Raw genomic sequence first — 25463 nt, forward strand, 5'->3', positions numbered from 1 at the left:
AGTTTTTTTGCTCTATTATTACTTTACATGTTTTTTTAGCAAACTATGTATTGATTATTAAAACCATTTAATTCAATAATAGGGTACTTTACAATATCAAAAAAAGGTGAATAATCAAAATCAGATGGAACAAATAATCTAGGTTTACTTTAAGCTTTACATCAGCTGTTTGACCTTCCAATATAGGTAAAATAGGAAAGTTTGCCTTTACAAATGCTGTTGCAATTAATAAAGAACAAGTTAATTTTGTTGGTTCTTGTGCATTATGATTATACTACCCCAATAAATTAAACAATATTTTCAATTATTTAGTTCCCATCTAAGCCGCCCGTTTTTCCAATAAGTTATCGTAATAAAATTTCATAGGTTTTTTATAATTGATAGACTCATGAAATCTTCTATTATTATAAAAATCGATATAATCATCCACATCGTTTCTTAGTTCAACAATGCCAGGATATTGATTTAAATAAAATCTCTCACATTTAGCACTTCTCCAAAATCTTTCGATGCAAATGTTATCAGTTGCTCTACCTTTACCATCCATAGATATAGTAATTTTTTTATCCAATAATGTTTGGATATGAATGTTAGATGTGTACTGGCTACCTTGATCAGTGTTAAATATTTCTGGTACTCCATATTTATACAGAGCTTCATTTAAAACTTTCATAACTAAACTACTATCCATAGTGTTGGATATCTCCCAACTTAGTACAGCCTTAGAGTACCAATCAATAATAGCTGCCATATAAACTGTGCCAGCATCAGTCTTAATATATGTAATATCTGTAGACCAAACTTGATTAGGTCTCAATATGCTTAAACCTTTTAGTTTGTAACTATAAATAGCATGCTCTTTGTTAGGTTCAGATAAGTTTAAGTTTGGTTTTTTCACCGCCAATATAGCTTTGATGCCTAACTCTTTACGATACTTTTGTACTGTGTTCTCACAGATGCTAAACCCATCTTCTATTAATTGCTTATGAGCTTTTATATAGCCGTAGCAGGGAATCTCCTCATGTATCTGTATAAGCTTTGCTTTTACTTCTTCTTTATGTTCGTTAACCACAGGCTTGTAATATAAACCAGCTCTAGAAACTTCTAATAAGCAACTTTGTTTTACAACAGATAATTTATGCTTAGGATCAATCATCGCTTTTCTATCAGATAATCCCAAGCTTACGAGCTTTCCCTCAAGAAATTCCTTCTCAATTGTTAGTTGTCCAACCTTCTTAGAATACTGATCTATCTTGGTTTGAAGCTTTGCATTGTCTTTTTTATATTGTGATACTGATTTGGATGGATCCATTACCAACTCAGCATTTTCTAAAAAGGCTGTTTTTCAATTATTTATGTTTTTGGGCGTAATATTATATTTTACTGATAACTGTGTGATTGTTTGATCTTTCCCCAATACTTCCAAGACAACTTTAGTCTTAAATTCAACGGTATATATTTTTCTCTTATTACTCATTTACATTTATCCTAAATTGCTCATTTATAGTTTAGCTACTTTAGGAACTAAATTCTCAAAATTGTTGTTACAATTTCATGGGGTATTTTAGATTAAATAGACTAGAATGCCATTCTCTTGGCAAAATCCACCAAGGACAGAAGAATCTTGCTAGATCAAATATTTGTTGGTTATCATAAGGTAAACCTAATTCAGAAAGTACGTAATTAATAATTGTGGTTTTCTGCATTTTTGAAATGCCTTTTGGCCGGCAAATGCGTATATGATCTGATTCGTAAATTTTTAAATTTTTAATAATAACACCTTCTCCAATATTACTTTCTATAATAATTGGACCAGGAACCAATTTAGTATTTTGTTTTAAAATTAACTTTTTGATTTCACTTGGTAGTTGTTCATAATGACCAATATATAGTGCCTAGTGGGTCCAAATACTTCTTGTAATAATGCTAATAACTCGAGATGCTAGACTTCTGCCTTCAACAAGAATCACGTCGCATATTTCTAGATGCTGAATTAATTTATTATAATCAGATAATGGTGCTATTCTAGGTTTATTTATATTGTATAATAAAAACTTGCTAATTTTTTTGTATAAAAAAGTTCTTAGCATTTCTAAGTCCTATCAAGTTCTGTTAATAATACTTCCTTTGAAGGAAGACTATACTTAGTAGTATTTATGATAAATATTCAACTAAATATTTTATTCTATTATGTAGATATGATACCTTGTTGCGAGTGTATGTTTAGAAACACGTAATATATTTAATATACTTGATTATAAGAGTTTATACAATTATTCTGTGCAGAAGTGGATTTCTACGTAGAGTAATAGAATGATTATTAATTGCTTAATTGCTTAATTGGTTTATGATTTTTTATCAAACAGATAATTAGATAAATTTATGGTACCAGTCTAATTTTTATTGTTTTTTCGAGTTAACTTATAAACACCAAATAACAGAGCTATTGTTAGTATGCAAAATCCTAGTTGAGCATATGGTGATACAATCACTAGGTTTCTACCGTGATAAAAACTTACAATATAACTACCAGTAGCAGCAATCATATTTTTCGTGAAATTCACTATTGAGTTAGCTGTGCCAAAACTATGATCTATTTGGTCTATTGCGAATGAGTATATTAATGTAGAACCAAAAGAAACACCCGTACATAAAACAAACATGCATATAGTGTATATTAAAGAATTATCTAGATTTAGGCTATTAAATATTATTAGGATAAAGCAGCTTAGGGTAATTAGAGCAACACTATAATATAAAAATTTTAATTGTTGCAGGTTCTTGGGATTTCTTTTAATAATCATATTTGCAAAAATAGCACTAATACAACATACACCGTAATAAAAACAGTACCAGAAAGACCCTATTGAATAGTCATCAAGGTATATCAAAGCAGATGATGATATATATATAAATAGTGCAGTAAAAATAGTACCACTAGCAAATGTTGCTAATATAAATCTAAAGTTTGCTAAGTGTTGGAAATAACTAGGAATTAGCTTTAGTAAGCTACTTTTTCTATCTTTGGGATCTAGAGTTTCTTCAATTATGCAAGCAAATATAAGCATAACTACACCATAAGCAGTTAGAAAATGAAAAGTGCTTTGCCAAGTGTGAGTTAAATTTGTAAGTATAGTTCCAATAATAGGTGCTACTAGAGGAGCTATAAGTAGTATCATAATAATCGATGCAACAAGACTGGTTAGTTTGGGCCCTTTATAACAATCTCTAGCTATCGAAAATGCCACAACACCACCTACAGAATCTGCTAAACCTTGGATTAATCTCATAGTTTCAAGCATTTGAAAGTTATAGCTATATGAGCATAAAATAGTGCTGATTATATAGATAACACTACCTACAATAATAACACTTTTGCGTCCGTATTTATCAGATATAGCACCCCAAAAGAGCATGCCAAATGAAAAGCCAACAAAATAGGTAGCAAATGTTGTTAAAACTGTACTATTATTAACTCCAAAATCACTAGCAATCAAAGGTATTGCTGGAGCATATGTATTTACAGCCAAAGGAGGTAATGCTGCAAATAGCGCTAACACCATTGGAAAAAATTTAGAATTTCTAGTTATATAACTCATAGATAAAAAAGAAGAATAGTTATTATTTTATTTAATGTTTCTTAGTATATACTCTTTTAACTTTTTGCCAACTACTTTCTGGCGCCAGCCATTTAATAGTTTATTTTTGGCAAAATTACTATCAATACTTAGGTTATAAACTAATGATTTAATATCTTTTCGTGAAGCAATTAAACTAGAGTCAAAATCTAGACCTTTAGTTTGAGTATCAAAATATAAAATTATTTTATCATTCATCTCGGATGAAATTTTATTACCGACTTGTTTTCTTACAATAAGATTATCTTTTACATCGTTAGTAGAGCTAAGTATAGACAATATTGCTTTTTTTAACCACAGTTTAAGCTTTTTAAGTTCTTGATGTTTAAAATCTTCGATAGATTTTGGCTTTGTATGAGCTATTAGATATAAAATTTTATTATTAAACATAAAACTTATGGGGATGTTTTTTTCTTGAGCAATCCTCTCACGCCATTGTGCTATTACTATCGTATTTTTCTGAGTTTCTTCATCAATTTTTTGAATATTACCTATTTTTGTATGAATATTTTCTATAGAGTTAAATTCTACCTTTTGAATATTTAGCATTTCTTGTTCAAAAAAATCGTTATAATCACTATTTTCTAGTTTTTGATCAAGATGATTTCTTATTTCTATAAGATGTTCAACATCTTTAATAGCATAGTTTATTTGCTTCTCAGATAACGGTCTTTTACGCCAATCTGAAAATTGAGATTCTTTTTCCATATCAATATCTAATATCTCTTTCATAAGAGATTTAAGTGACAATTGTATTTGAAAACCAATAAACGTTGCTGCTAGCTGGGTATCAAAGATATTGTTAACTTCACAGTTAAGGAATCTTTTGATTATAGGTACATCATTAGTTGCAGAGTGAATAATTTTTTGGATATTATTATCCTCAAAAATATCTTTAAGAGGCGAAAAATCTAAATCTACAATAGTATCTATTAAAAACACATCTTTTTCAGTGGCTATCTGGATCAGACAAAGTTCTGGATAGTATGTACGCATCCAGTAAAACTCAGTATCAACAGCTATTTGTTTTGTATCTTTTAAAGAAGAAATTAAATTATTTAATTGTTTGTTTGTGTTTATTATCATATTTTATAATTTATTAAGAGGTTTTTGCCATGCCGTAGTGGCTATTTGTTTAGCATTTTGAGTGATTAAGTCACCATGAGCTAGAATGATTTTATCAAAATTCCATTCTAATACAGTTTGTAGAGACTGGGCCGCTAATTTTTTATTTTTCTAACCAAACTGATATTCAGGTGCAGGTTTTGCTTTGTTCTACATTCTAAAAATAAACCACCATATTTTAATACCAAAGCTAGTATTTTTAGTTTTACTGCCTATGTTTTCTATAATATCAACAACAATCAATGTCTTTGTCTCTTTATGCAGCAATATGACTTCATTCATTATTTTAGAGCCAAGTGTAGGTTGTTGTTTAAATTCATCTAACAAAGTTTTTTCTGTAAGGACACCATTATATTTTAAATTTGGTTGTTTTTTTTGAATACCTTCACAAATATAGGTTTTAGCATTAGGAAAAGCTTGTTGGGCTGAATTAATATATAAATGATGAAAATTTCCTGGAGCAAATATATAGCTAACATCACCAAGTTCGAGTATCTCTCGTTTAAGTTTCTTATCAATTTTACACGGCGAGTGGATAAGAATTGAGTTATCATCTAGCTTAATTAGGGCAGTGCGCGAACTAAATTTGACACCTGAGTATTTTATAGGATATTCAATAATCCAAATTTTATTTTCTATAAAAGGAATTATTTGATACATGGATTCTACTTTATGTTTATATAGGAGATAAATTAAATTGTATATATGTTAACATTTTCACATATATATTAGTTAATAAAAATTAGATGATTTCTGATAATTCTAAAAATTTTGATTTAAAAAGTTTTTTAGCGAATCTAACCACGCATTCAGGTGTTTATCGTATGATTGATAAATATGGTGAGATAATATACGTAGGTAAAGCAAAAAACCTTAGAAATCGTGTTAACAGCTACTTCTCAAAAGGTGCTAAAGATAGTAAAACCCTTATGATGACTGCCCAAGTAATCAAGATTGAGATAACTATTACGCCAAGTGATTATGAGGCTTATTTGTTAGAGAGTAATTTAATTAAGCAGCACAGACCTAAATATAATATCTTTTTTAAAGATGATAAAAGTTATCCATATTTAGTGATTTCTCGAGATAAGTTTCCTAGAGTTTTTTTTTATCGTGGTAAATCAGCATATAAGAAAGGCCAATGTTTTGGTCCATATGTATCTATATCTTCAGTGAAAAATACGCTAAATATTATTCAGAAAATATTTCCTATTCGTCAGTGTGAAAATTCGTATTATAAATCTAGAATTAGGCCATGCTTACAGTACCAGATTAAGCGTTGTTTAGCTCCTTGTGTAGGACTGGTTTCTCAAGAGCAATATAATGAACAATTAGCAATATTAAAGAAATTTCTAGTAGGTAAGTTTAGTAGTGTTTTAGAAGATGTATCTGATAAAATGCATCAAGCTTCAGAAAAGATGGAATATGAAAACGCTCAGATTTATCGTGATCAATTAGTAGTACTACGTAAATTACAGCAACAACAAATAGTTGATATACAAGTTGATAAAACTTTTGATGTAGTTGGTATTTATATGCAAGATAATTACGCAAGTATTGCTTTATTACAAATTCAAAATGGAGATGTTGTTGCAGATAGGCATTGGAATATAGATGCAAAAAATCAAGATAAAACATCAATTATGCATACATTTTTATCACATTTTTATTTAAGTGATGAAATTCGTAATATTTGGCCTAAAAATATAATTTTATCAAAAGTTGATTTTAGTGAAATTCAAGATTTGATGACAAGTATTTCACAAAAGATAGGCCAATCAATGAATTGGATATTAGCACCAGCTGCAGATAATCTTAAATGGTTGAAACTAGCGGAAGTAAATGCTCGACAAAAATTAAATATATATACAAGTTCCAAATCTCAATATCAAAAGCGTTTAGATTCGCTAAAAGAGTTTCTTGAGTTTGATCAAGATATTAAACGTATAGAGTGTTTCGATATTTCACATTTTCAAGGTGAGGCAACTATTGCCTCATGTGTTGTCTATACAGATGAGGGAGAAGATCGTAAATCTCATCGTAGATATAATATCAAGGATGTAAAAGCAGGAGATGATTATGCAGCTATTCATCAGGTTGTATCACGTCGAGTAAGCTCTGGATTAGAAGCTAATAATCTTCCAGATGTTATGATAATAGATGGAGGCAAGGGTCAAATCCATCAGGCTGAGTCAGTATTTAGAGAGTTTGGTATTCAAGATAAAATTCAACTTGTTAGTTTAGGTAAGGGAGTTGAAAGAATTAGCGGTAAAGAGAAGATCTATAAAGGTTTTGATGATATTGAATATACTCTAGATGAACATGATCCTGGATTTTTACTTTTGCGCCAAGCTAGAGATTCTGCACATGATCATGCTATTAAAGGTCAGCGCAAAAAGGTAAGCTCAAATAGACAATCATCAGTTATCGAAGAGATTGAAGGTGTCGGACCTAAGCGTCGTAAAGCATTACTAATGTATTTTGGCGGTTGGCAAGAGTTAAGTAAGGCATCAGTAGATGAGATTGCTAAAGTAAAAAGAGTTAGTAAAAAACTAGCACAAGAAATTTGGGAGTGCTTTCATTAAAATATGCATAATTGCTTAATATTAGGCTATTATTGTAGCTTAAAACAACTGGGAAATAAAAAATCCACTTTGCTTAGTTATTTTTTTATTTTCTAATAGTTTATTGGGAATTACTCTTTAAATATAGTGACTACTATCTAAAAGTTTGGGTAAAGGAGATAAGTTGAATGTCTAACATAAAAAAAATAATATTATTTTTTATAATTGGAATAGCAATGATAGTTTTTTGCTATTTTTTTGTAGATAGACAGATAGTATGGTTTTTGTATGATCATCATTCTAGGAATTATAGAATATTAGAAATTTTTGCTAATGATATAACTTCATCTATTACAAAATTAATAATCATTTTTTATATTTATTATTTTATTAAGCTTACTTTTAAAAGAGATAGTAAGTTTGAATATAAAATTTTATTAATAACTAATGCTGTAGTTATAGGACAATTTTTGAAAGCCTTTCTTAAAGGAATATTTGGAAGATATTGGACCGCTACTTTTGTTAATAATAATCCATCATTAATTAAAGACCATGCGTATGATTTTAACTGGTTTCATTCAGGTAATATATATGGTTCATTTCCTTCTGGTCATGCTACTTTTATAGTATCTTTTTCAGTTGCAGCATGGGTGCTATTTCCAAAATTACATTGGCTATGGGCTTTATTAATGGTTTTAGTTGTAGTTAGTCAGTTACTTATGTACTTTCATTTTGCAAGTGATCTAATTGCTGGATCAATGCTTGGTTCTTTAGTGGGTTATTATACGGCTAATTTTTATAATAAAAAATTTAAACGAGCTTAGCTTAGCTACTACATCTAACAAAAACTATAGTTATAAAATTTCGATATGTTAAAATTATTAAAAATATTGAATATCTTAATTTAAAAACTATAAGAATATGGAAAATAAACAAAGAAAAGCAATATCACTAATATCTGGTGGTCTTGATTCGATGCTTGCGACAAAACTTATGCTAGAGCAAGGCATACATGTCGAAGGTATAAACTTTTTTACAGGATTTTGTGTTGAAGGACATACCCATGCAATTCGTAAGCATGATAAAGAAAAGCAAAAAAGAAACAATGCTTTATGGGTTGCTGAGCAGCTTGGCATAAAGCTACATATCATTGATGTAATAGAAGAATATAAAGATGTACTTCTAAATCCTAAATATGGCTATGGTGCAAATATGAATCCATGCCTTGACTGTAAGATATTTATGGTACGTAAAGCTAAAGAATGGGCTTTAGAAAATGGATTTGATTTTATAATTACAGGTGAAGTTATTGGTCAACGGCCAATGTCACAAAGAAGAAGTACGATGCCTGTGGTACAAAAGCAATCTGGTGTTGAGGACCTTTTACTTAGACCTCTTAGCGCAAAGAATCTACCTGAAACCAAACCTGAAATAGAAGGTTGGGTTGATAGATATAGGCTCATGGGTATAACTGGTCGTGGTAGGAAAGAACAAATGAAAATGGCTCGTGATTGGGGCATAGAAGATTATGCGTCTCCTGCTGGTGGTTGCTGCTTTCTTACAGATAAACAATATTTTGATAAGCTAGTTGATCTATGGCAAGCACGTAATTCAAAAGAATATGAATTTGATGACATTATGCTTCTAAAAGTTGGTAGGCATCTTCGTTTTAAACCTGAATATAAATTGATAGTAGGGCGTGAAGAAGGTGAAAATAATTATTTAAATGGCTATAAAAATAAATTCACTCATGTATATTGCTCATCACACTCAGGACCATTAATTTTGATAGATGGTGATTTTGATAAAACTGATGAAGAGTTTACAGCAAAAGTTTTAGGTAGATTTACTCAAGGAAAAAACGCTGATACAGTGACTATGGTGTTTAATTACATAGATGGGACAAGCAAAGAGATGATTGTAAAACCTATGCCGGCAGCTGAAATTAAACAGGAATGGTATATATAGATGAAAGAATTAAACTTAGAAAGACTATTATGCCCAATGCCTGTGATTAAAACACAAAATGCTTTGAAAAGTATGCAAACTGGTGAACAGTTAAAGGTAATTTGTACTGATCCTGGTACTATGCACGATATACCTGCGTGGTGTAAAGTTAATGATTATATACTTGTCAAAGCAGAGCAAGTAGAAGATGAATATGAATTTGTAATTGAGGTGAAATAGTGGATCATTCAGTTTTAAATGTGTTGGTTTGCCCAGTTTGTAAATCAAGCTTATATTATGATAAAGAAAATAAGGTTTTAATTTGTAAGGCAGATAAACTAGCTTACCCAATTAGAGAAAATATCCCTGTAATGTTAGTTGAAGAAGCAAAGAAGTTAACTCTTGAAGAGGTTAAAAAGTATGACTAATATTCATGTTGTAATTCCAGCACGACTTAAATCAACACGTCTACCTGGTAAAATGCTTGCTGATATTGCAGGTAGACCTATGGTTCAAAGAGTTTATGAGCAAGTATTAAAATCTAAATTTAAAAGTATAGTTATTGCTACAGACTCCCACGAAATTAAAGTGGTTGCAGAGAATTTTGGAGCAAAAGTTGTTTTAACAAAAGATAATCATGAGTCTGGTACAGATAGAATTGCTGAAGCCGTTACTAATTTGGGATTTAGTGATGATGATATAGTTGTTAATGTGCAGGGAGATGAACCTTTAATACCTGTTGAAAATATTGAGCAAGCAGCGCAGCTATTGATTGATAAGCCAGATGCTGTAGTTTCGACTCTTTGTGAAAGCATCTTAGATGCTGAAGATATTTATAATCCTAATAATGTAAAAGTAGTTTTTGATAAAAATAATTATGCTTTATATTTTAGCCGTGCTTCGATTCCTTTTGAAAGAGGATTCTCTGAAAATCAGCAAGTTAACATCTCAGAATTTTTTAGACATATTGGTATTTATACATATAGGGTAGGTTTTTTAAAACATTATGCAGAACTGACTGTATCTCCTATTGAAAAATATGAGGCTCTTGAACAGCTTAGAGTTCTGTATAATGGTTATAAAATAGCTGTTGATCAAGCAATCAAACCAACTCCTGCCGGCGTCGATACTCAGCAAGATTTAGAAAAAATAAGGGGACTTTTTAATGTTTAAATTAGATTCTCGTTTAGAAACTGATACTTTTAAAATTTGTGAATATTTAGACTGTAAAATTTTAGTGATGAATAATTCTACGGTACCATGGTTTATAGTAGTACCTTTTACTGATAGAACAGAGTGGTATCAACTTGATTATTCGGTTCAGAATAATGTAAATAGGATAATAAATAAACTTTCAGAACTTCTTATTAAAGAATATAAAGTAGATAAGCTAAATGTTGCTACTATTGGAAATGTTGTTAAACAGATGCACATTCATGTAGTAGGACGTTTTGAAAATGATCCAGCTTGGCCAACACCAGTGTGGGGGAATATTGAACCTAAACCATATACAGAAAAAGAAAAAAATAGTTTAGTAGAGAAGATTAGGAGAATATTTTAGATTTGGTGTGTTCCTTGACAAGCCTTTGAGATGTAAAAAGTTGGCTTTATGTTAAATTTATCAAAATATTTTCTCTCTAAATAATTACTATATTTTTTTAGTATTTTAGTTGGTAAGAGATGTATTGTAGAGCCACCAAAACCACCACCAGTCATCCTAGCACCATAAACACTATCAAATTCTTTTGATAAGTCGACTAGATAATCTAGTTCATCACAGCTAACTTTGTAGTCATTTTTTAGAGAGTTATGTGATTGATACATTAACTTTCCTAGGCTTTTCCAGTCTTTAGATTGCATTGATTTAGTGGCATCAACAACTCTTTGATTTTCTGTAAAAACATGTAAAGCTAGCTTATAATCTTCTTTATAAAAAATATTCTTGGTATGCTCAAGTTTTTGAGTATTTAATTCTCTTAAAGACTTTATATTGTTAAATTTTGCAATACTTTCACAAACTTGTCTACGTTTATTATAAGCAGATTCTGCTAAATTATGTTTGATATTTGTATCGGCAATCAATATAGATACTTCATCAAGCTCAAATAGAATGTTTTTATAAGCATCATTATTACAATCAATCATAATTGCCGAATTTTCTTGTGAAAATATACATGCCATTTGATCCATTAAGCCACATTTAGTACCAATATAATTGTGTTCAACCTTTTGAGCAATTTTTGCAAGGTCAAGCTTAGAAATGTTTAATTTATAAATCTTATTATAAGCAAAGGCAATTACTGTATTTAAAGAGGCTGATGATGAAAGTCCAGCACCAAATGGTAGATTACTAAATATATAAATATCAGCTCCTTTAATATTAGAGGAGAATTCTTTTTTGATAATATTTATTGTACCTTTTACATAGTTTTGCCACACATTAGATAATTCTTGTTTTATTTTATCTATATTAAATGAAGCAGAATCATCTAAGTTCTCACTATAGATATTGACTACATTGTCATCTCTTTTTGCAATTGTAATAAATGTTCCTTCATTTATAGCAAATGGCATTACAAAGCCATTATTATAGTCAGTATGTTCACCAATCAAATTAACTCTGCCAGGTGAAAAAAACATCTCAGGGGTAGTACTATATAAAGTCTTAAAGCGACTGACTAGATTATCCTTTATACAACTCATAATTATAACTCTCTTAAAACTTTGGCAGCTAATTCAGGTGTTATATCTCTTTGAGATTCACCAAGAAGCTCAAAACCTACCATAAATTTCTTGATAGTAGCAGAACGTAACAAAGGAGGATAAAAATGTGCATGAAGCTGCCAATAGTCACATACTTTAGCATTTATAGAACCATGCCAACCCATTGAGTATGGAAATGATGTATCAAAAAGTTTATCGTACTTCACTAGTAATGTTTTAAGTGTATTTGCAAGTGATTTCTTTTGCTCTAAATTTAAATAGTTTAAGTGTGAGCATTTGAATTTTGGTAAAAGTAATGTTTCATAAGGCCATGTTGCCCAAAATGGTACAACAACTATCCAATCATCATTTTGACAAACTATTCTTTCTTTCTCGCTAATTTCACGGTTTACATAATCTAAAAGCATATTTGATTTATTCTTCTCAAAATATTTTTTTTGAGATAGTTGTTCTTTTTGAGCCTCTGTTGGTAAGAAATCACAAGCCCATATTTGCCCATGAGGATGAGGATTTGAACATCCCATAATAGAGCCTTTATTTTCAAAGACCTGTACCCATTTATATTTCTTACTTAACGCTGATACTTCATCTGACCAAAGATTAACAACTTTTGCTATATCTTTTTCTTGCATAGATGCCATTGTAAGGTTATGTTTTGCAGAGAAGCAGAATACTTTTGCAACACCAGTTGCACCACTTATTTGGAACAAATCATCATTTATCTCTAAATTTGTTGATATTTTTTCTTTTGAAAGAGCAGAGAAGTCATTTTCAAATACAAAAGTTTCTTCAAAACTCGGGTTTGTCTCGCCATTAGCTCTAGTATTTGTTGGACACAAATAACATTTTTTATCGTATTCTGGTAGCGAGTTTTTCTGAGTTTCTTCAGATTGACCTTGCCATGGCCTATTTAATCTATGTGGAGATACTAAAACCCATTCATCAGTTAATATATTTTTTCGACGATGAGAGAGTTTCATTTGAGAAACTTCTTGTGAAATATTGATAGGCATTTGTAATAAAAAATATTGTTTTGTATTTTGTGTATAGTATATCATCATTATTACAAGTGTTAATTAAATTTGATATTCTAACAGTATAGGAAAATATAAGTATGCAAGATGCAGGTAAAATGAATTTTGTAGTTATTCGCGTGGCTATAATAGCAGCTTTGGCTGGGCTGTTATTCGGTATGGATATTGGTTATGTAAATGGCTCTTTGGGTTTTATATCAAAAACATTTAATTTAAGTGTTGCTGAATGTGGTCATGTTTCTAGCGTTTTATTACTTGGAGCAGCCTGTGGAGCTTTGATTAGTGGTTTTTTATCAAAACAATATGGCCGTAGAAAGGTGTTATTGATTGCAGCTGCTATATTTTCTATTTTTACAGTTGTAGGTATTTTTTCTCCTAATTATCAAATCTTTATTGGATCAAGGTTTATTTTGGGCATGGCTGTAGGTATTGCATCGTTTATTGCACCATTATACCTATCTGAGATAGCTCCAAAAGAATTTAGAGGGGCTTTGATAGCTTTATACCAACTAATGATAACGATAGGCTTATTTTTGGTATTTTTAACAAATTCTGCTCTTGAAAGTACAGGTTCTTGGAGAATTATGCTATCAGTACTTGCAGTTCCTTCAATAATAATGTTTTTTGGTTGCCTAACTCTTCCAAGAAGTCCAAGATGGCTTGTTTTAAAAGGTAATGATGATGAGGCAGCGGTAGTCCTTAAGAAAATAAGATCCTGTGAAATTGAGGCTTTAGAAGAACATAAAGAAATTAAACAAACTACTCATAAAGGTGTAAGTGTTTTTTCTTTACTTAAAAAGAAGTTTTTTATAAAAGTAGTGCTATTAGGTATAGCTCTTCAAGCATTTCAACAGTTTACGGGTATGAATGCTTTTATGTATTATTCAACTGACATTTTTAAATTAGCTGGTTTTACTAACCCATCAACATCTACTATTGTAATTGGTTTACTAAATATGTTAACAACATTTTTAGCTATCAAATATGTTGATAAGTTTGGACGTAAACCAATTTTATACTTTGGTTTAAGTTTACTTATGACTTCTTGCGTCGTTGTAGGTTTTATATTCAAAACACATTTTATCTATGGCCAGACTATGGTTTTATCACAAGCTTTACAGTGGACTGCTTTAATATTTTGTCTATTATTTATCTTTGGTTTTGCTATATCAATGGGTCCAGTGATTTGGATTTTATGTTCAGAAATCCAGCCTATAGAAGGTAGAGATTTTGGTGTTACAGCATCGACTATGAGTAATTGGATATGTAATGCTATTATTGGTAATTTTGCTCTTACTTGGTTGACATTCCATCCTGATAACACTTTCTTTGGTTTTGCTATATCTTGTGTGGTTTGTATATTATTTGTTAAATTTTTTGTGCCAGAAACTAAGGATGTGTCTTTAGAAGAAATTGAAAATAATCTAAGAGCAGGTAAGTCTTTAGCAAAAATTGGATGTTAGTAATTTTAAAAAAAAGTAATGGTGGAGATATATGGAAACACAAAAAGAATATAAAAGAATTGTATTTTTAATTGCTATAATTGGGACTTTTGATGTCTGGGCATTGAATAAATTATAATAATCTCCATGTAAATAATTTTGAAATAGATCATTATATGTCCTTTCCTTTTGGTAATCTTGCCTATACAAATTCATTTAGAGAAGAGTTATATGATAGCTTTGAAACTTATGCTGATACCACATTTGAATTAATAGATGCTTTATCATCATCAAATGCTAAAACTGCTGTTGAGCTATCTTTATCCCCATTTTTTACTCGACAATATAGCAGCATATCTCAGATACTAAAGATAGATCACTATCTTAGGATATGGGCAAATGAGAATATTTAAAATGTTAGTTAGATATTCGTACTAAAAAACAACTCAGAGTCTAATTTTATAAATGTAAACTGTCCCTGTTATTCAATACCACTTTATAAAATATTTTTATTCCTTGCTTTTATGCAGCATCTAAAATACCAGAATATACTTCATCAGGAGTCATATATCCAATACTAGAATGTAGTCTTTCATTGTTGTAAATATCAATATATTCTTTGATACCTACTTTAGCCTCTTTCATAGTTATATATGATGCCGGATAAACATTTTCATATTTCAGTGTTCTCCAAAATCTCTCAATTGCAATATTATCTATAGATCTTCCTTTAGCATCCATAGATATATTTATTTTATTATCAGATATTATTTTAATATGCTCTTTTGCTGTATATTGAGTTCCTTGATCAGAGTTAAAGATATCAGGTTTACCATATTTAAATAACGCTTCTTTTAACACACTAGTTGTTAGATGTGTATCCATAGTATTAGAAATCTTCCAAGCTAGTGTTTTCTTGCTATGCCAATCTATTATGGCTGCTAAATATGCATACCCACATTCTAGTCTAATATACGTGATATCAGCACTCCATACCTTATTAGCTTTATCTATAACAACCTGATTCGTCTCATTTTTAAATACATTAAGTAAGTATGGATATTTCTTGTGTTGCTTATTAATGACAGTTGTCTTTTTTTTAGGATACAATGCCTTAATACCCATGAATTCCATAGCACTTTTGATTAGCTTCCTTCCAACTAGAAATCCTAATCTATTTAGCAACTTTACTAGCCTTCTCGTACCATAATATGGATGTTTAGTATGTATCAAATCTATTGCATTTAATAGTTTAATATCATCATTACTACTAAATTTTGATATTGGTGTATAATAGTACACACTCTTAGATACAGATAATAGTTTAAGCTGATTATTTAAAGATAATTCTAGCTTAGTATCTACAGAGTTTACTCTATCATTTGATGATACCAAGCTTTTTAGCTTTCCCATTAAAAAATCCCTCTCTACTATTACCTCGATTAGTTCTTTACTTGTTGCATCTTTATCTTTTCTAAGCTCATCTATTTCCTGCTTATACTCCTTAACAACAGAGCTTTTATCAAATGCTAAGCAAGCATTGGATAAAAATTGCTGCTTCCAATTATGCACGTTTTTAGGAAGTAAATCATACTTACTTGCTATCTCATTAACTGTCATATCGCCTTCTAGCAATTCTATAATTACTTTAGCTTTAAAATCAGCTGTATACGTTACTCTTTTTTTACTCATTTATCCATTTCCTAATTTATCTAGTTAACTTTAACATCTAGGAATAAAAATCTTTCTAAAATCAGTAGCTTTTTCTGGGGACATTATAAAAGGTGTTAGCTTAGAAAAAATAGAAGATAATTTAATCTCAGGTAAAAAACTTCGTAACTTGGGTCAATAGCCAAGCTTTTAATAAAGTTGTATATTTTTCTTAAATAATGTATTCTTTTGGTTGTAATTACTAATAGTTAAAATCAAAAAATAAGGAACTATAATTATGAAAGCTTCAGCTAGACATTTGCTAGTGCAGTCAGAATCTGAGTGTCAACAAATTAAAAAAGACATAACTGAAGGTAAAATCACATTTGAAGAAGCTGCTAAAAAGCATTCTTTATGCCCATCTGGTGCTAGAGGTGGCGATTTAGGTACTTTCTCACAAGGACAAATGGTTCCTGAATTTGATAAAGTAGTATTTAATGATGAGCTAAATAAAGTTCATGGTTCAGTACAAACTCAATTTGGTTATCATCTATTAGAAGTTACATCACGCGGATAATTTAAATTTCTCATAATTTTCAAATTATTAATTAAGATTTTTCATAATAAAAATTTACGGATAAAAATGAATTCTGAAACTAAAAAAGATTTTAGTCAGCTTGGACTAAGTCAAGATATCTTAGATACTGTTAATAAATTAGGGTATGAAAATCCTACACCAATTCAACAGTATGCTATTCCATATATCTTATCGGGTAGAGATGTGCTTGGTCAGGCACAAACGGGTACAGGTAAAACAGCAGCTTTTGCATTACCTTTAATAAATAATATGGACTTTGACTCTAGAGATAGAGCACCACAAGTTTTGGTATTAGCTCCAACTAGAGAGCTAGCTATACAAGTTGCTGAGCAGTTTGAGGCTTTTGCAAAGAATATATCAAATCTAGATGTTACTTGTATCTATGGTGGTCAAGAATATGGTTCACAGATTCGAGCACTTAAAAGAGGTGTCAAAGTTGTAGTAGGTACTACAGGTCGTGTAATGGATCATATTGAAAAAGGTACATTACAACTTGATAATCTAAGAGCATTAGTGTTAGATGAAGCTGATGAGATGCTTAGAATGGGTTTTATTGATGATGTAAAGTTTGTCTTAAGTCATGTTTCTGATGAGTGTCAGAGATTACTTTTCTCAGCAACAATCCCTACTGATATTGCGGATATTATACAAGAATATCTTAGAAATCCTTGTAAGATACAAGTAAAAGCAAAAACGAAAACAGCTAATACTGTTACTCAGAAATTTATAGTTGTCAAAGGCTTTAGAAAAATAGATGCTTTAGATAGATTACTTGAAGTTGAAGAAACTGATGGTGTTATTATCTTTGTAAAAACTAAAACTAGTACTATAGAAGTTGCAGATAATTTAAAAGCTCTCGGTTACAAAGTCGCAGCAATAAATGGTGATATGCAACAGTCACAGAGAGAATATATCGTTGATCAGTTTAAAAGCTCTAAATCTGATGTATTAGTCGCTACTGATGTAGTTGCTAGAGGTATTGATCTTGAAAGAATTAGCCATGTAATTAACTACGATATGCCTGGTGATACAGATACTTATGTACACAGAATTGGTCGTACAGGTAGAGCAGGTCGTGAGGGTACATCTATTTCTTTAGTTCCTCTAAAGGAAATGAGATTTTTACGTATTTTAGAGAGATTTACAGGTTCACCAATGCAAGAAGTTTTTATGCCAAATGCAAAGGATTTAGCAAATAGTAGGATAGAAAACCTTAAATCTAGAGTAACTTCTGTATTAGATAAGAATAAATCTTTAGATAAATATAAAGAGATAATTATAGATATTCGTGATGAGTTAGAGCTTGATTCTGATGAACTTCTAGCTGTTTTGACATTACTTGCTCAAGGCAAAAAGACTTTCTTTCCTAGAGAAATACAAGCTAGAGATGATAAGCCTCGTAGGGATAAAAATTCTAGAGATGGTCGTAGGAATGATAGATTTGATCGTAGAGATGATCGTGGTGATAGAAATAGTCGCTTTGATAGATCTGATAGAAAACCTCGTAGAAGTGTAAATATTGATTTGACTACATATAAGCTAGAGATTGGGCGTGATAATGATGTTCAGCCTAGAAATATTGTAGGAGCAATAGCAAATGAAGGAAATATTGATAGTAAACATATTTGCAATATTTCTATTCAGAAAGATCATACTTTAGTAGATTTACCATCAGACTTATCTCCAAAAGTTGTAAGTCATCTTAAAAGAGTATGGGTTGCTGGTAAAAAATTAAATATTACAGCTCAATAAAAAACTTAATTATCTTTCTCTATTGTTCTTTAATTTATGGATTTTAATTCCATCTTTGATATTTAAGCCCATTAGTATTATTTTTGCCATGACTATTAATAATTAAAATCTTTGTATCGTGTAAAAGGTTTTATTAAAAAATATATTTGATGCTAAATAGCTTAAAATTATAGTACAAGAAACAAATGTAAATATTCTATTTAATGTAACAAAGATTATTCTTTTCTTCTTCTTAAGTATAATATCTTTTTTTGATTTTGTTATTAGAGATCCAGCTATCCTAGTTATAATAATAAATGTAATAAGAATAAATAGTCCTGGAAATAATCCAAATCATATGCAGTTAAAATATATAAAGCTAACTAAGAAAGCTGATGATATATATTTTTTTAGATAAAAAACAAATATAGTGGGCAAAGGAGTATTCTAAAAATTTTAGTGAATCAGATTTAAATATTGCTTTAAATGTACTAAAAAGTATTAGTAAATTATATTTATAGTTAAGTATCAAAAAATTTAATAGAAGTTTTTAGATTCAATCTATATAATTAATCAAACTATCTATTCAATTATGATTTTTACAAATGAGCAACTATATTTTTATAGTTTCTGCACCATCAGGTGCTGGTAAAAGTTCTATATTAAAAGCTTTTTTAGAAACACAAATAGGTAAAGATAAGTTTGCAATAGCTACTTCACATACGACTAGAGACCCTAGGGCAGGTGAAACTAATGGTAAAGAGTATCATTTTGTTTCTATTGCTAAGTTTGAGCAGATGCTAAAAGAAGCAAGTTTTATTGAATATGCTAAGGTTTTTAAAAATTATTATGGCACATCAAAGGCTGAAATAAATAAACTACTTTCAGAGGGTAAAAATATAATACTTGAGATTGACTGGCAAGGAGCTCAGCAAACTCGAGAGATATATGGTCAAAAGGCTAAAAGTATATTTATATTACCTCCATCAATGGAAGAGTTAAGAAAGCGTTTAGAGGCAAGAAATACAGATTCTAAAGATACTATTGATTATCGTATGAATCAAGCAGAGTCTGAGATTTCTCATGCTAATGAATTTGACTATCAACTAGTGAATGATGATTTTAGTCAGTCATTAGAGCAATTATGTAAATATTTCGAAGAAAATATCCAAGGTTAAAATTAAAGGAGCATTTGGATGTTAAATCAAAAACTTATAAAAGATAAGATATTACAAGCTAGAGCTGAATTACCAAGCTTAAAAATTAAAGATGTTGAAAAACTAAAATATATCAACGAAATAAAAGAGCTATTAAAAAAAAATAATGCTTGCCTAGTAGCTCATTATTATGTTGATGCTCAGATTCAAGAGTTAACAGAGCAAACTGGGGGATTTGTAGGAGATTCACTTGCAATGGCTAAATTTGGTTTAGAAAGTGAGTGTAATACATTAGTTGTTGCTGGTGTGAGGTTTATGGGAGACTCTGCTAAAATCCTTAGTCCTGAGAAAAAAATCCTTATGCCAACTTTGGAGGCAGAGTGTTCATTAGATTTAAGCTGTAATAATGGTGGATTTGAAAAGTTTATAGAAGCTCATAAAGATAGAGAAGTTGTTGTTTATGTAAATACTTCAGCTAAAATAAAAGCTCTAGCTGATTGGACAGTTACTTCTTCAAATGCTCTAGAAATTTGCTCTTATCTATACAAACAAGGTAAAAAAATTCTTTGGGGGCCAGATAGATTCTTAGGCGACTGGATTGCAAAACAGACAGGTGCTGATATGTTACTATATGACGGTAGTTGTATTGTCCACGAAGAATTTAAGGCCCAGGCATTGGATGATTTGATGTTAGAGTACCCAGAAGCTGCAGTTTTAGTGCATCCAGAATCTCCCTCGGATATTATAGAAAGAGCAGATGCTGTTGGCTCTACTTCTCAGTTGATAGCTGCTAGTCAAAATATGGAAAATGATAAATTTATAGTTGCTACTGATATAGGAGTTTTCTATAAGATGAAGCAACTATCTCCGTATAAAGAATTTATCCCAGCTCCAACTGCTGGTCGTGGAGCAACCTGTCAATCTTGTGCTAAATGCCCATGGATGAAGCTAAATCAGTTAAAAAATTTAAGAGATTGCTTAGCAATACAAAATAATCAAATTTTTGTAGACGAACAAGTGCGACAAAAAGCTCTTATTCCTTTAAATAGGATGATTAATTTTTAGGGAAATATTATGTCTGAAGTAATGTTAAATAGTAATCAGATAGTTGAAGTTCCAAGTAGTATTATTCAAAAATTAGTAACCGAGTCTTTAAGTGAAGATGTTGCTAATGGTGATATTACAGCTCGGTTAGTTCAAAATATTGATACGACTGCTTTTTGTATTACACGTGAAAATATGATCTTATGTGGTCAAAAATTTGCTAATGAAGTTGTATATCAAGTTGATAAAAATATTCAGATAGCATGGTTATATAATGATGCTGAAGAAGTATTAGCTGGTCAAAAAATTTTTGAACTAAAAGGAAATGCTAGAAGTATTTTAACAGCAGAAAGGGCAATGTTAAATTTTATTCAAATGCTTTCAGCTACAGCTACAAGTACAAATAATTTAGTCAAACTTATTTCTAACTATAAAACCAAGCTACTTGATACTCGTAAGACTATTCCAGGATTTCGTTTAGCACAAAAGTATGCGGTTAGATGTGGTGGAGGATTTAATCATCGTATAGGCTTATTCGATAGTTATTTGATTAAAGAAAATCATATTAGATCTACAGGTAGCATATACCAAGCTGTAACAAAAGCTAAAGAATTAGATAGTAATAAAACTGTGGAAGTTGAAGTTACAAATTTAGATGAGTTAAACCAAGCAATAAGTGTTGGAGCAGATATCATTATGCTCGATAATTTTTCAATAGAAGATATTTACACAGCAGTTGATTTAGCTAAAAATAAAGTAGCATTAGAAGTTTCGGGTAATATAAACGATGATACTATAGTAGAAGTGGCAAAAACAGGGGTTAATTTTATATCTGTTGGAGCAATTACTAAACATGTTCATGCAATAGATCTATCTATGCAAGTTCAAATATAAAAATGATTGTTAAGAAGCATGATATAGCTATAGTAGGTGGTGGGCTAGCTGGAGTAGTTGCAGCTATAGAGCTAGCAGAACATGGCTTAGATATAGCTATTATTTGTGATCAAGTTTATAACAAATGTGCTAGCTCATATGCTCAAGGTGGTATTGCTGCGATAATATCAGATGAAGATAGCATAAATTTACATGTGACAGATACATATATTGCTAGTGGTAATATGGCAAACCTTGAAAGTGTAGATCAAGTTGTAAGCAACTCAAACTCTTCAATAAAATGGCTTGAACAGCATGGTGTTGAGTTTGATAAAAAAGGTGATGGAAGCTATAGTTTACATTTAGAGGGAGGGCATTCTCTAGCCAGAATTCTCCACATCAAGGATTATACTGGAAGAGCAGTTATATCAAAATTATATGAGAAGCTTAATGAATTTGTAAATATATCAATATATTTAGATCATAAAGCATTTAAATTAATTAGAAAAGATGACAAATGTACTGGTCTATATACTTATAGTAGTAGTCATCAAGTAATTAAATTTGTTGCAAAGAAAGTAGTATTGGCATCAGGAGGAGCATCAGGACTATATAAATATGTGACTAGTGCTACAGCTGGTACAGGTAGCGCAATGATTATGGCTTATGATATTGGTTGTCAGTTAGAAAACTTAGAATTTACGCAGTTTCATCCTACTTGTTTTTTTGGTAAGGCAGGTGAGCCTATTTTAATTTCTGAAGCTATTCGTGGTAGTGGTGCAATCCTAGAAACAGAGAAAGGCATAAGAGTAATGAAGTCAATTCATGAAAAAAAAGATCTTGCTCCTAGAGATATTGTTGCTAGACAGATTTATATAAATATGCAAGCAGGTCGAGATGTTTACTTAAATGCTACACATCTTAGTACTAGCCAATGGCAGGATAAATTTCCGTACATATATCAAAAATTGCTAGAGAATAATATAGATCCTGCTATAGATAGGATTCCTATATTACCAGCAACTCATTATAGCTGTGGAGGAATAAGTGTTAATAGATACTCACAAACAAATGTACAAAACTTATATGCAGTTGGTGAGGTTTCTTGTACAGGTTTACATGGAGCAAATAGATTAGCAAGTAATTCCTTATTAGAGTGTATAGTGTATGCTTTGGAAGCTAGTAAGCATATATTAAATAACCTTGTGCAAGGGTTTTATCAAGATAAAGAAGTATTAGACTTATTTGATTCAAAAAAAGATTACTCTCAACAAATGGCCGCAATAAGACAGCTAATGTGGGATAATGTTAGTTTAGTTAGGAAACAATCTGAATTAAGAGATGTTTGTAGGCAGATTGAGCAGTTAGAAAAATTAATAGATCAGGACAGATTATCAGAAAAATATGACTATAAATTAGAAGCATACAAAAAAATGCTTAAATTAGCTAAACTAACCGTAAGAAGCGCAATATCTAGGCAGGATAGTGTAGGTAGTCACTTTATAAGAAAATAAATAATTACTAGAATAATGACTTATTAATTATATTTCTTTATGTTTTTACTTGTTATAGGCTTTAAAAATTTTTCGTAAAATATTATAGTATTAAGATCATATTTAATTTATAAAATAGTACATGAAGAAGTATATGGTAATTATTCTAAGCTTTGTTTGCTATTGTTCATCATTTGCTATGGCTCATAATAACGTTAGTAAACCATCTATAGAAAGCTATAAAGCTAAAATCATAAATGCTGATCAGCAAATTATTCAACTAATAGCAGAACGTAAAGGATGGCGAAAAAAAATGTTAAAACTTGAGAAAAAGCAAAATTTACCAAATTATGATTCATTTAAGGATAAATCATTAGAAAGAACTCGTACATCTTTTGCAATACAATATGATGTTTCTCCTAGATTAGTAGATGAGGTTTTTAGTATGTTAAATACGCAGGGTTTACAAACTGCTGATCAAAGTTTTTAATAAAATATATGTGAGGTGATATAAAAAATGTCTATTTATGATTTTAAGCTTACCGCTGGCGATGGGTCTGAATTTTATTTACCAAAAAATAAAGTTTTGCTAATTGTTAATGTAGCTAGTAAATGTGGTTTCACAAAACAATATAAAGGTTTAAAACATTTACACCAGATATATCCTGATTTGGAAATTATAGCATTTCCTTGTAATTCTTTTGGTGGGCAGGAACCTGGTAGTGATGATGAAATTAAAGAGTTTTGTGAAACTAACTTTGATGTTACGTTTTCTATTATGAAAAAAACTAAAGTTAATGGTAAAGATTCAGAGCTTTTATTTGATTATCTAAAAGAACATGCAAAAGGAATATTAGGAACTGAAAGAATAAAATGGAATTTTACTAAATTTTTAGTAGCAAAAAGTGGTCAAACTGTTCAAAGATATGCGCCTAAAACAATACCAGAAGATTTAATTCCTGATATTGAAAACTTCCTAAAGGACTAGTTTCTTAACACCTAACCTAAAGTTTAGTTTTAAGCATTAGAAATCTAGAATAGCCTATTTAAAAATTTTTGGATACATATAAAATCTGACTTTAAATACTTTTTTAAAGTTAGTATGTATGCTTATAATATTTATTAATCTAATAAAATTTAGGAGCTAAAAGTGATATCTTATAATACCCCATGAAATTGTAACAACAATTTTGAGAATTTAGTTCCTAAAGTAGCTAAACTATAAATGAGCAATTTAGGATAAATGTAAATGAGTAATAAGAGAAAAATATATACCGTTGAATTTAAGACTAAAGTTGTCTTGGAAGTATTGGGGAAAGATCAAACAATCACACAGTTATCAGTAAAATATAATATTACGCCCAAAAACATAAATAATTGAAAAACAGCCTTTTTAGAAAATGCTGAGTTGGCAATGGATCCATCCAAATCAGTATCACAATATAAAAAAGACAATGCAAAGCTTCAAACCAAGATAGATCAGTATTCTAAGAAGGTTGGACAACTAACAATTGAGAAGGAATTTCTTGAGGGAAAGCTCGTAAGCTTGGGATTATCTGATAGAAAAGCGATGATTGATCCTAAGCATAAATTATCTGTTGTAAAACAAAGTTGCTTATTAGAAGTTTCTAGAGCTGGTTTATATTACAAGCCTGTGGTTAACGAACATAAAGAAGAAGTAAAAGCAAAGCTTATACAGATACATGAGGAGATTCCCTGCTACGGCTATATAAAAGCTCATAAGCAATTAATAGAAGATGGGTTTAGCATCTGTGAGAACACAGTACAAAAGTATCGTAAAGAGTTAGGCATCAAAGCTATATTGGCGGTGAAAAAACCAAACTTAAATTTATCTGAACCTAACAAAGAGCATGCTATTTATAGTTACAAACTAAAAGGTTTAAGCATATTGAGACCTAATCAAGTTTGGTCTACAGATATTACATATATTAAGACTGATGCTGGCACAGTTTATATGGCAGCTATTATTGATTGGTACTCTAAGGCTGTACTAAGTTGGGAGATATCCAACACTATGGATAGTAGTTTAGTTATGAAAGTTTTAAATGAAGCTCTGTATAAATATGGAGTACCAGAAATATTTAACACTGATCAAGGTAGCCAGTACACATCTAACATTCATATCCAAACATTATTGGATAAAAAAATTACTATATCTATGGATGGTAAAGGTAGAGCAACTGATAACATTTGCATCGAAAGATTTTGGAGAAGTGCTAAATGTGAGAGATTTTATTTAAATCAATATCCTGGCATTGTTGAACTAAGAAACGATGTGGATGATTATATCGATTTTTATAATAATAGAAGATTTCATGAGTCTATCAATTATAAAAAACCTATGGAATTTTATTACGATAACTTATTGGAAAAACGGGCGGCTTAGATGGGAACTAAATAATTGAAAATATTGTTTAATTTA

At 30.3% G+C, this 25463-nt stretch carries 28 protein-coding genes; 19 read left to right on the forward strand and 9 right to left on the reverse strand.

Annotated features, from left to right (window positions below; translation table 11 throughout):
* Positions 1–319: 319 nt before the first annotated feature.
* The 6 genes from CDV26_RS04500 to CDV26_RS04520 all read right to left on the reverse strand — a co-directional run bounded on the left by CDV26_RS04500 (position 320) and on the right by CDV26_RS04520 (position 5423).
* On the reverse strand, positions 320–1312 hold the full coding sequence (locus CDV26_RS04500; protein ID WP_088772271.1) for an IS3 family transposase: 993 nt from the start codon (positions 1310–1312) through the stop codon (positions 320–322).
* A gap of 33 nt (positions 1313–1345) precedes the next feature.
* Positions 1346–1477, reverse strand: coding sequence for a transposase (locus CDV26_RS13530; protein WP_169709695.1), 132 nt, complete (start codon positions 1475–1477; stop codon positions 1346–1348).
* A gap of 67 nt (positions 1478–1544) precedes the next feature.
* Positions 1545–1706 carry a hypothetical protein gene (locus tag CDV26_RS12020; RefSeq protein ID WP_157671460.1) on the reverse strand — a complete coding sequence of 54 codons (162 nt, stop codon included), beginning with the start codon at positions 1704–1706 and terminating at the stop codon, positions 1545–1547.
* Positions 1707–2393: 687 nt separating this feature from the next.
* Positions 2394–3599, reverse strand: coding sequence for a multidrug effflux MFS transporter (locus CDV26_RS04510; protein WP_088772273.1), 1206 nt, complete (start codon positions 3597–3599; stop codon positions 2394–2396).
* 27 nt (positions 3600–3626) lie between these two features.
* Positions 3627–4724 carry a ribonuclease D gene (locus CDV26_RS04515; RefSeq protein ID WP_088772274.1) on the reverse strand — a complete coding sequence of 366 codons (1098 nt, stop codon included), beginning with the start codon at positions 4722–4724 and terminating at the stop codon, positions 3627–3629.
* Positions 4725–4913: 189 nt separating this feature from the next.
* A complete protein-coding gene (locus CDV26_RS04520; RefSeq protein WP_088772275.1) occupies positions 4914–5423 on the reverse strand; it encodes a DUF4336 domain-containing protein in 510 nt (169 codons plus the stop codon).
* Positions 5424–5509: 86 nt separating this feature from the next.
* Between CDV26_RS04520 and uvrC the strand changes: the two genes are divergently transcribed.
* The 7 genes from uvrC to CDV26_RS04555 all read left to right on the forward strand — a co-directional run bounded on the left by uvrC (position 5510) and on the right by CDV26_RS04555 (position 10835).
* Complete coding sequence (gene uvrC, locus CDV26_RS04525; RefSeq protein WP_088772276.1) at positions 5510–7348, forward strand: excinuclease ABC subunit UvrC; 1839 nt, start codon at positions 5510–5512, stop codon at positions 7346–7348.
* Between the two features lie 167 nt (positions 7349–7515).
* Positions 7516–8151 carry a phosphatase PAP2 family protein gene (locus tag CDV26_RS04530; protein WP_088772277.1) on the forward strand — a complete coding sequence of 212 codons (636 nt, stop codon included), beginning with the start codon at positions 7516–7518 and terminating at the stop codon, positions 8149–8151.
* A 97-nt stretch (positions 8152–8248) separates the two neighbouring features.
* A complete protein-coding gene (locus CDV26_RS04535) occupies positions 8249–9295 on the forward strand; it encodes a tRNA (5-methylaminomethyl-2-thiouridylate)-methyltransferase (RefSeq protein ID WP_088772278.1) in 1047 nt (348 codons plus the stop codon).
* Positions 9296–9514, forward strand: a complete 219-nt coding sequence (locus CDV26_RS04540) for a sulfurtransferase TusA family protein (protein WP_088772279.1) — start codon at positions 9296–9298, stop codon at positions 9512–9514.
* Positions 9514–9702: a Trm112 family protein gene (locus tag CDV26_RS04545; RefSeq protein WP_088772280.1), complete on the forward strand. Its 189-nt coding sequence runs from the start codon at positions 9514–9516 to the stop codon at positions 9700–9702. The genes CDV26_RS04540 and CDV26_RS04545 overlap by 1 nt, the downstream gene beginning before the upstream one ends.
* The gene (gene kdsB, locus CDV26_RS04550) at positions 9695–10447 is read left to right on the forward strand and encodes a 3-deoxy-manno-octulosonate cytidylyltransferase (protein ID WP_088772281.1); all 753 of its coding nucleotides are present in this window, start codon (positions 9695–9697) and stop codon (positions 10445–10447) included. The genes CDV26_RS04545 and kdsB overlap by 8 nt, the downstream gene beginning before the upstream one ends.
* Positions 10440–10835: an HIT domain-containing protein gene (locus CDV26_RS04555; protein WP_088772282.1), complete on the forward strand. Its 396-nt coding sequence runs from the start codon at positions 10440–10442 to the stop codon at positions 10833–10835. The genes kdsB and CDV26_RS04555 overlap by 8 nt, the downstream gene beginning before the upstream one ends.
* Here CDV26_RS04555 and CDV26_RS04560 read toward each other — a convergent pair.
* Positions 10832–11980, reverse strand: a complete 1149-nt coding sequence (locus CDV26_RS04560) for a galactokinase (RefSeq protein ID WP_088772283.1) — start codon at positions 11978–11980, stop codon at positions 10832–10834. The two genes, CDV26_RS04555 and CDV26_RS04560, sit on opposite strands and share 4 nt — an antisense overlap.
* Positions 11980–13005, reverse strand: coding sequence for a UDP-glucose--hexose-1-phosphate uridylyltransferase (locus CDV26_RS04565; RefSeq protein WP_088773450.1), 1026 nt, complete (start codon positions 13003–13005; stop codon positions 11980–11982). Before CDV26_RS04565 ends, CDV26_RS04560 begins: the two co-directional genes overlap by 1 nt.
* Positions 13006–13112: 107 nt before the next feature.
* Between CDV26_RS04565 and CDV26_RS04570 the strand changes: the two genes are divergently transcribed.
* Positions 13113–14495, forward strand: coding sequence for a sugar porter family MFS transporter (locus tag CDV26_RS04570; protein ID WP_088772284.1), 1383 nt, complete (start codon positions 13113–13115; stop codon positions 14493–14495).
* Positions 14496–14650: 155 nt separating this feature from the next.
* Complete coding sequence (locus CDV26_RS04575) at positions 14651–14887, forward strand: hypothetical protein (protein ID WP_088772285.1); 237 nt, start codon at positions 14651–14653, stop codon at positions 14885–14887.
* Positions 14888–14996: 109 nt separating this feature from the next.
* Here the strand turns inward: CDV26_RS04575 and CDV26_RS04580 are convergent, their stop codons facing one another.
* Positions 14997–16166 carry an IS3 family transposase gene (locus tag CDV26_RS04580; RefSeq protein WP_088772286.1) on the reverse strand — a complete coding sequence of 390 codons (1170 nt, stop codon included), beginning with the start codon at positions 16164–16166 and terminating at the stop codon, positions 14997–14999.
* Between the two features lie 256 nt (positions 16167–16422).
* On the opposite strand from CDV26_RS04580, the gene CDV26_RS04585 reads away from it, so the two are divergent.
* The 10 genes from CDV26_RS04585 to CDV26_RS04625 all read left to right on the forward strand — a co-directional run bounded on the left by CDV26_RS04585 (position 16423) and on the right by CDV26_RS04625 (position 25427).
* Positions 16423–16701 (forward strand): peptidylprolyl isomerase, encoded by a 279-nt coding sequence (locus tag CDV26_RS04585; RefSeq protein ID WP_088772287.1) that lies wholly within the window; start codon positions 16423–16425, stop codon positions 16699–16701.
* Positions 16702–16767: 66 nt separating this feature from the next.
* Positions 16768–18474, forward strand: coding sequence for a DEAD/DEAH box helicase (locus tag CDV26_RS04590; protein ID WP_088772288.1), 1707 nt, complete (start codon positions 16768–16770; stop codon positions 18472–18474).
* 584 nt (positions 18475–19058) lie between these two features.
* A complete protein-coding gene (gmk, locus tag CDV26_RS04595) occupies positions 19059–19631 on the forward strand; it encodes a guanylate kinase (protein WP_088772289.1) in 573 nt (190 codons plus the stop codon).
* A gap of 18 nt (positions 19632–19649) precedes the next feature.
* Positions 19650–20675 carry a quinolinate synthase NadA gene (gene nadA, locus CDV26_RS04600; RefSeq protein ID WP_088772290.1) on the forward strand — a complete coding sequence of 342 codons (1026 nt, stop codon included), beginning with the start codon at positions 19650–19652 and terminating at the stop codon, positions 20673–20675.
* 9 nt (positions 20676–20684) lie between these two features.
* Positions 20685–21548: a carboxylating nicotinate-nucleotide diphosphorylase gene (gene nadC, locus CDV26_RS04605; protein ID WP_088772291.1), complete on the forward strand. Its 864-nt coding sequence runs from the start codon at positions 20685–20687 to the stop codon at positions 21546–21548.
* 2 nt (positions 21549–21550) lie between these two features.
* Positions 21551–23041, forward strand: coding sequence for an L-aspartate oxidase (nadB, locus tag CDV26_RS04610; protein WP_088772292.1), 1491 nt, complete (start codon positions 21551–21553; stop codon positions 23039–23041).
* Positions 23042–23162: 121 nt separating this feature from the next.
* Positions 23163–23510 carry a chorismate mutase gene (locus CDV26_RS04615; protein ID WP_169709714.1) on the forward strand — a complete coding sequence of 116 codons (348 nt, stop codon included), beginning with the start codon at positions 23163–23165 and terminating at the stop codon, positions 23508–23510.
* Between the two features lie 27 nt (positions 23511–23537).
* On the forward strand, positions 23538–24008 hold the full coding sequence (locus tag CDV26_RS04620) for a glutathione peroxidase (RefSeq protein ID WP_088772294.1): 471 nt from the start codon (positions 23538–23540) through the stop codon (positions 24006–24008).
* Between the two features lie 261 nt (positions 24009–24269).
* Positions 24270–24401, forward strand: coding sequence for a transposase (locus CDV26_RS13535; protein WP_169709695.1), 132 nt, complete (start codon positions 24270–24272; stop codon positions 24399–24401).
* A 33-nt stretch (positions 24402–24434) separates the two neighbouring features.
* Complete coding sequence (locus CDV26_RS04625) at positions 24435–25427, forward strand: IS3 family transposase (protein ID WP_088772295.1); 993 nt, start codon at positions 24435–24437, stop codon at positions 25425–25427.
* The last annotated feature ends 36 nt before the right edge of the window (positions 25428–25463 follow it).

It is taken from the genome of Francisella halioticida, assembly GCF_002211785.1.
GTDB lineage: Bacteria > Pseudomonadota > Gammaproteobacteria > Francisellales > Francisellaceae > Francisella > Francisella halioticida.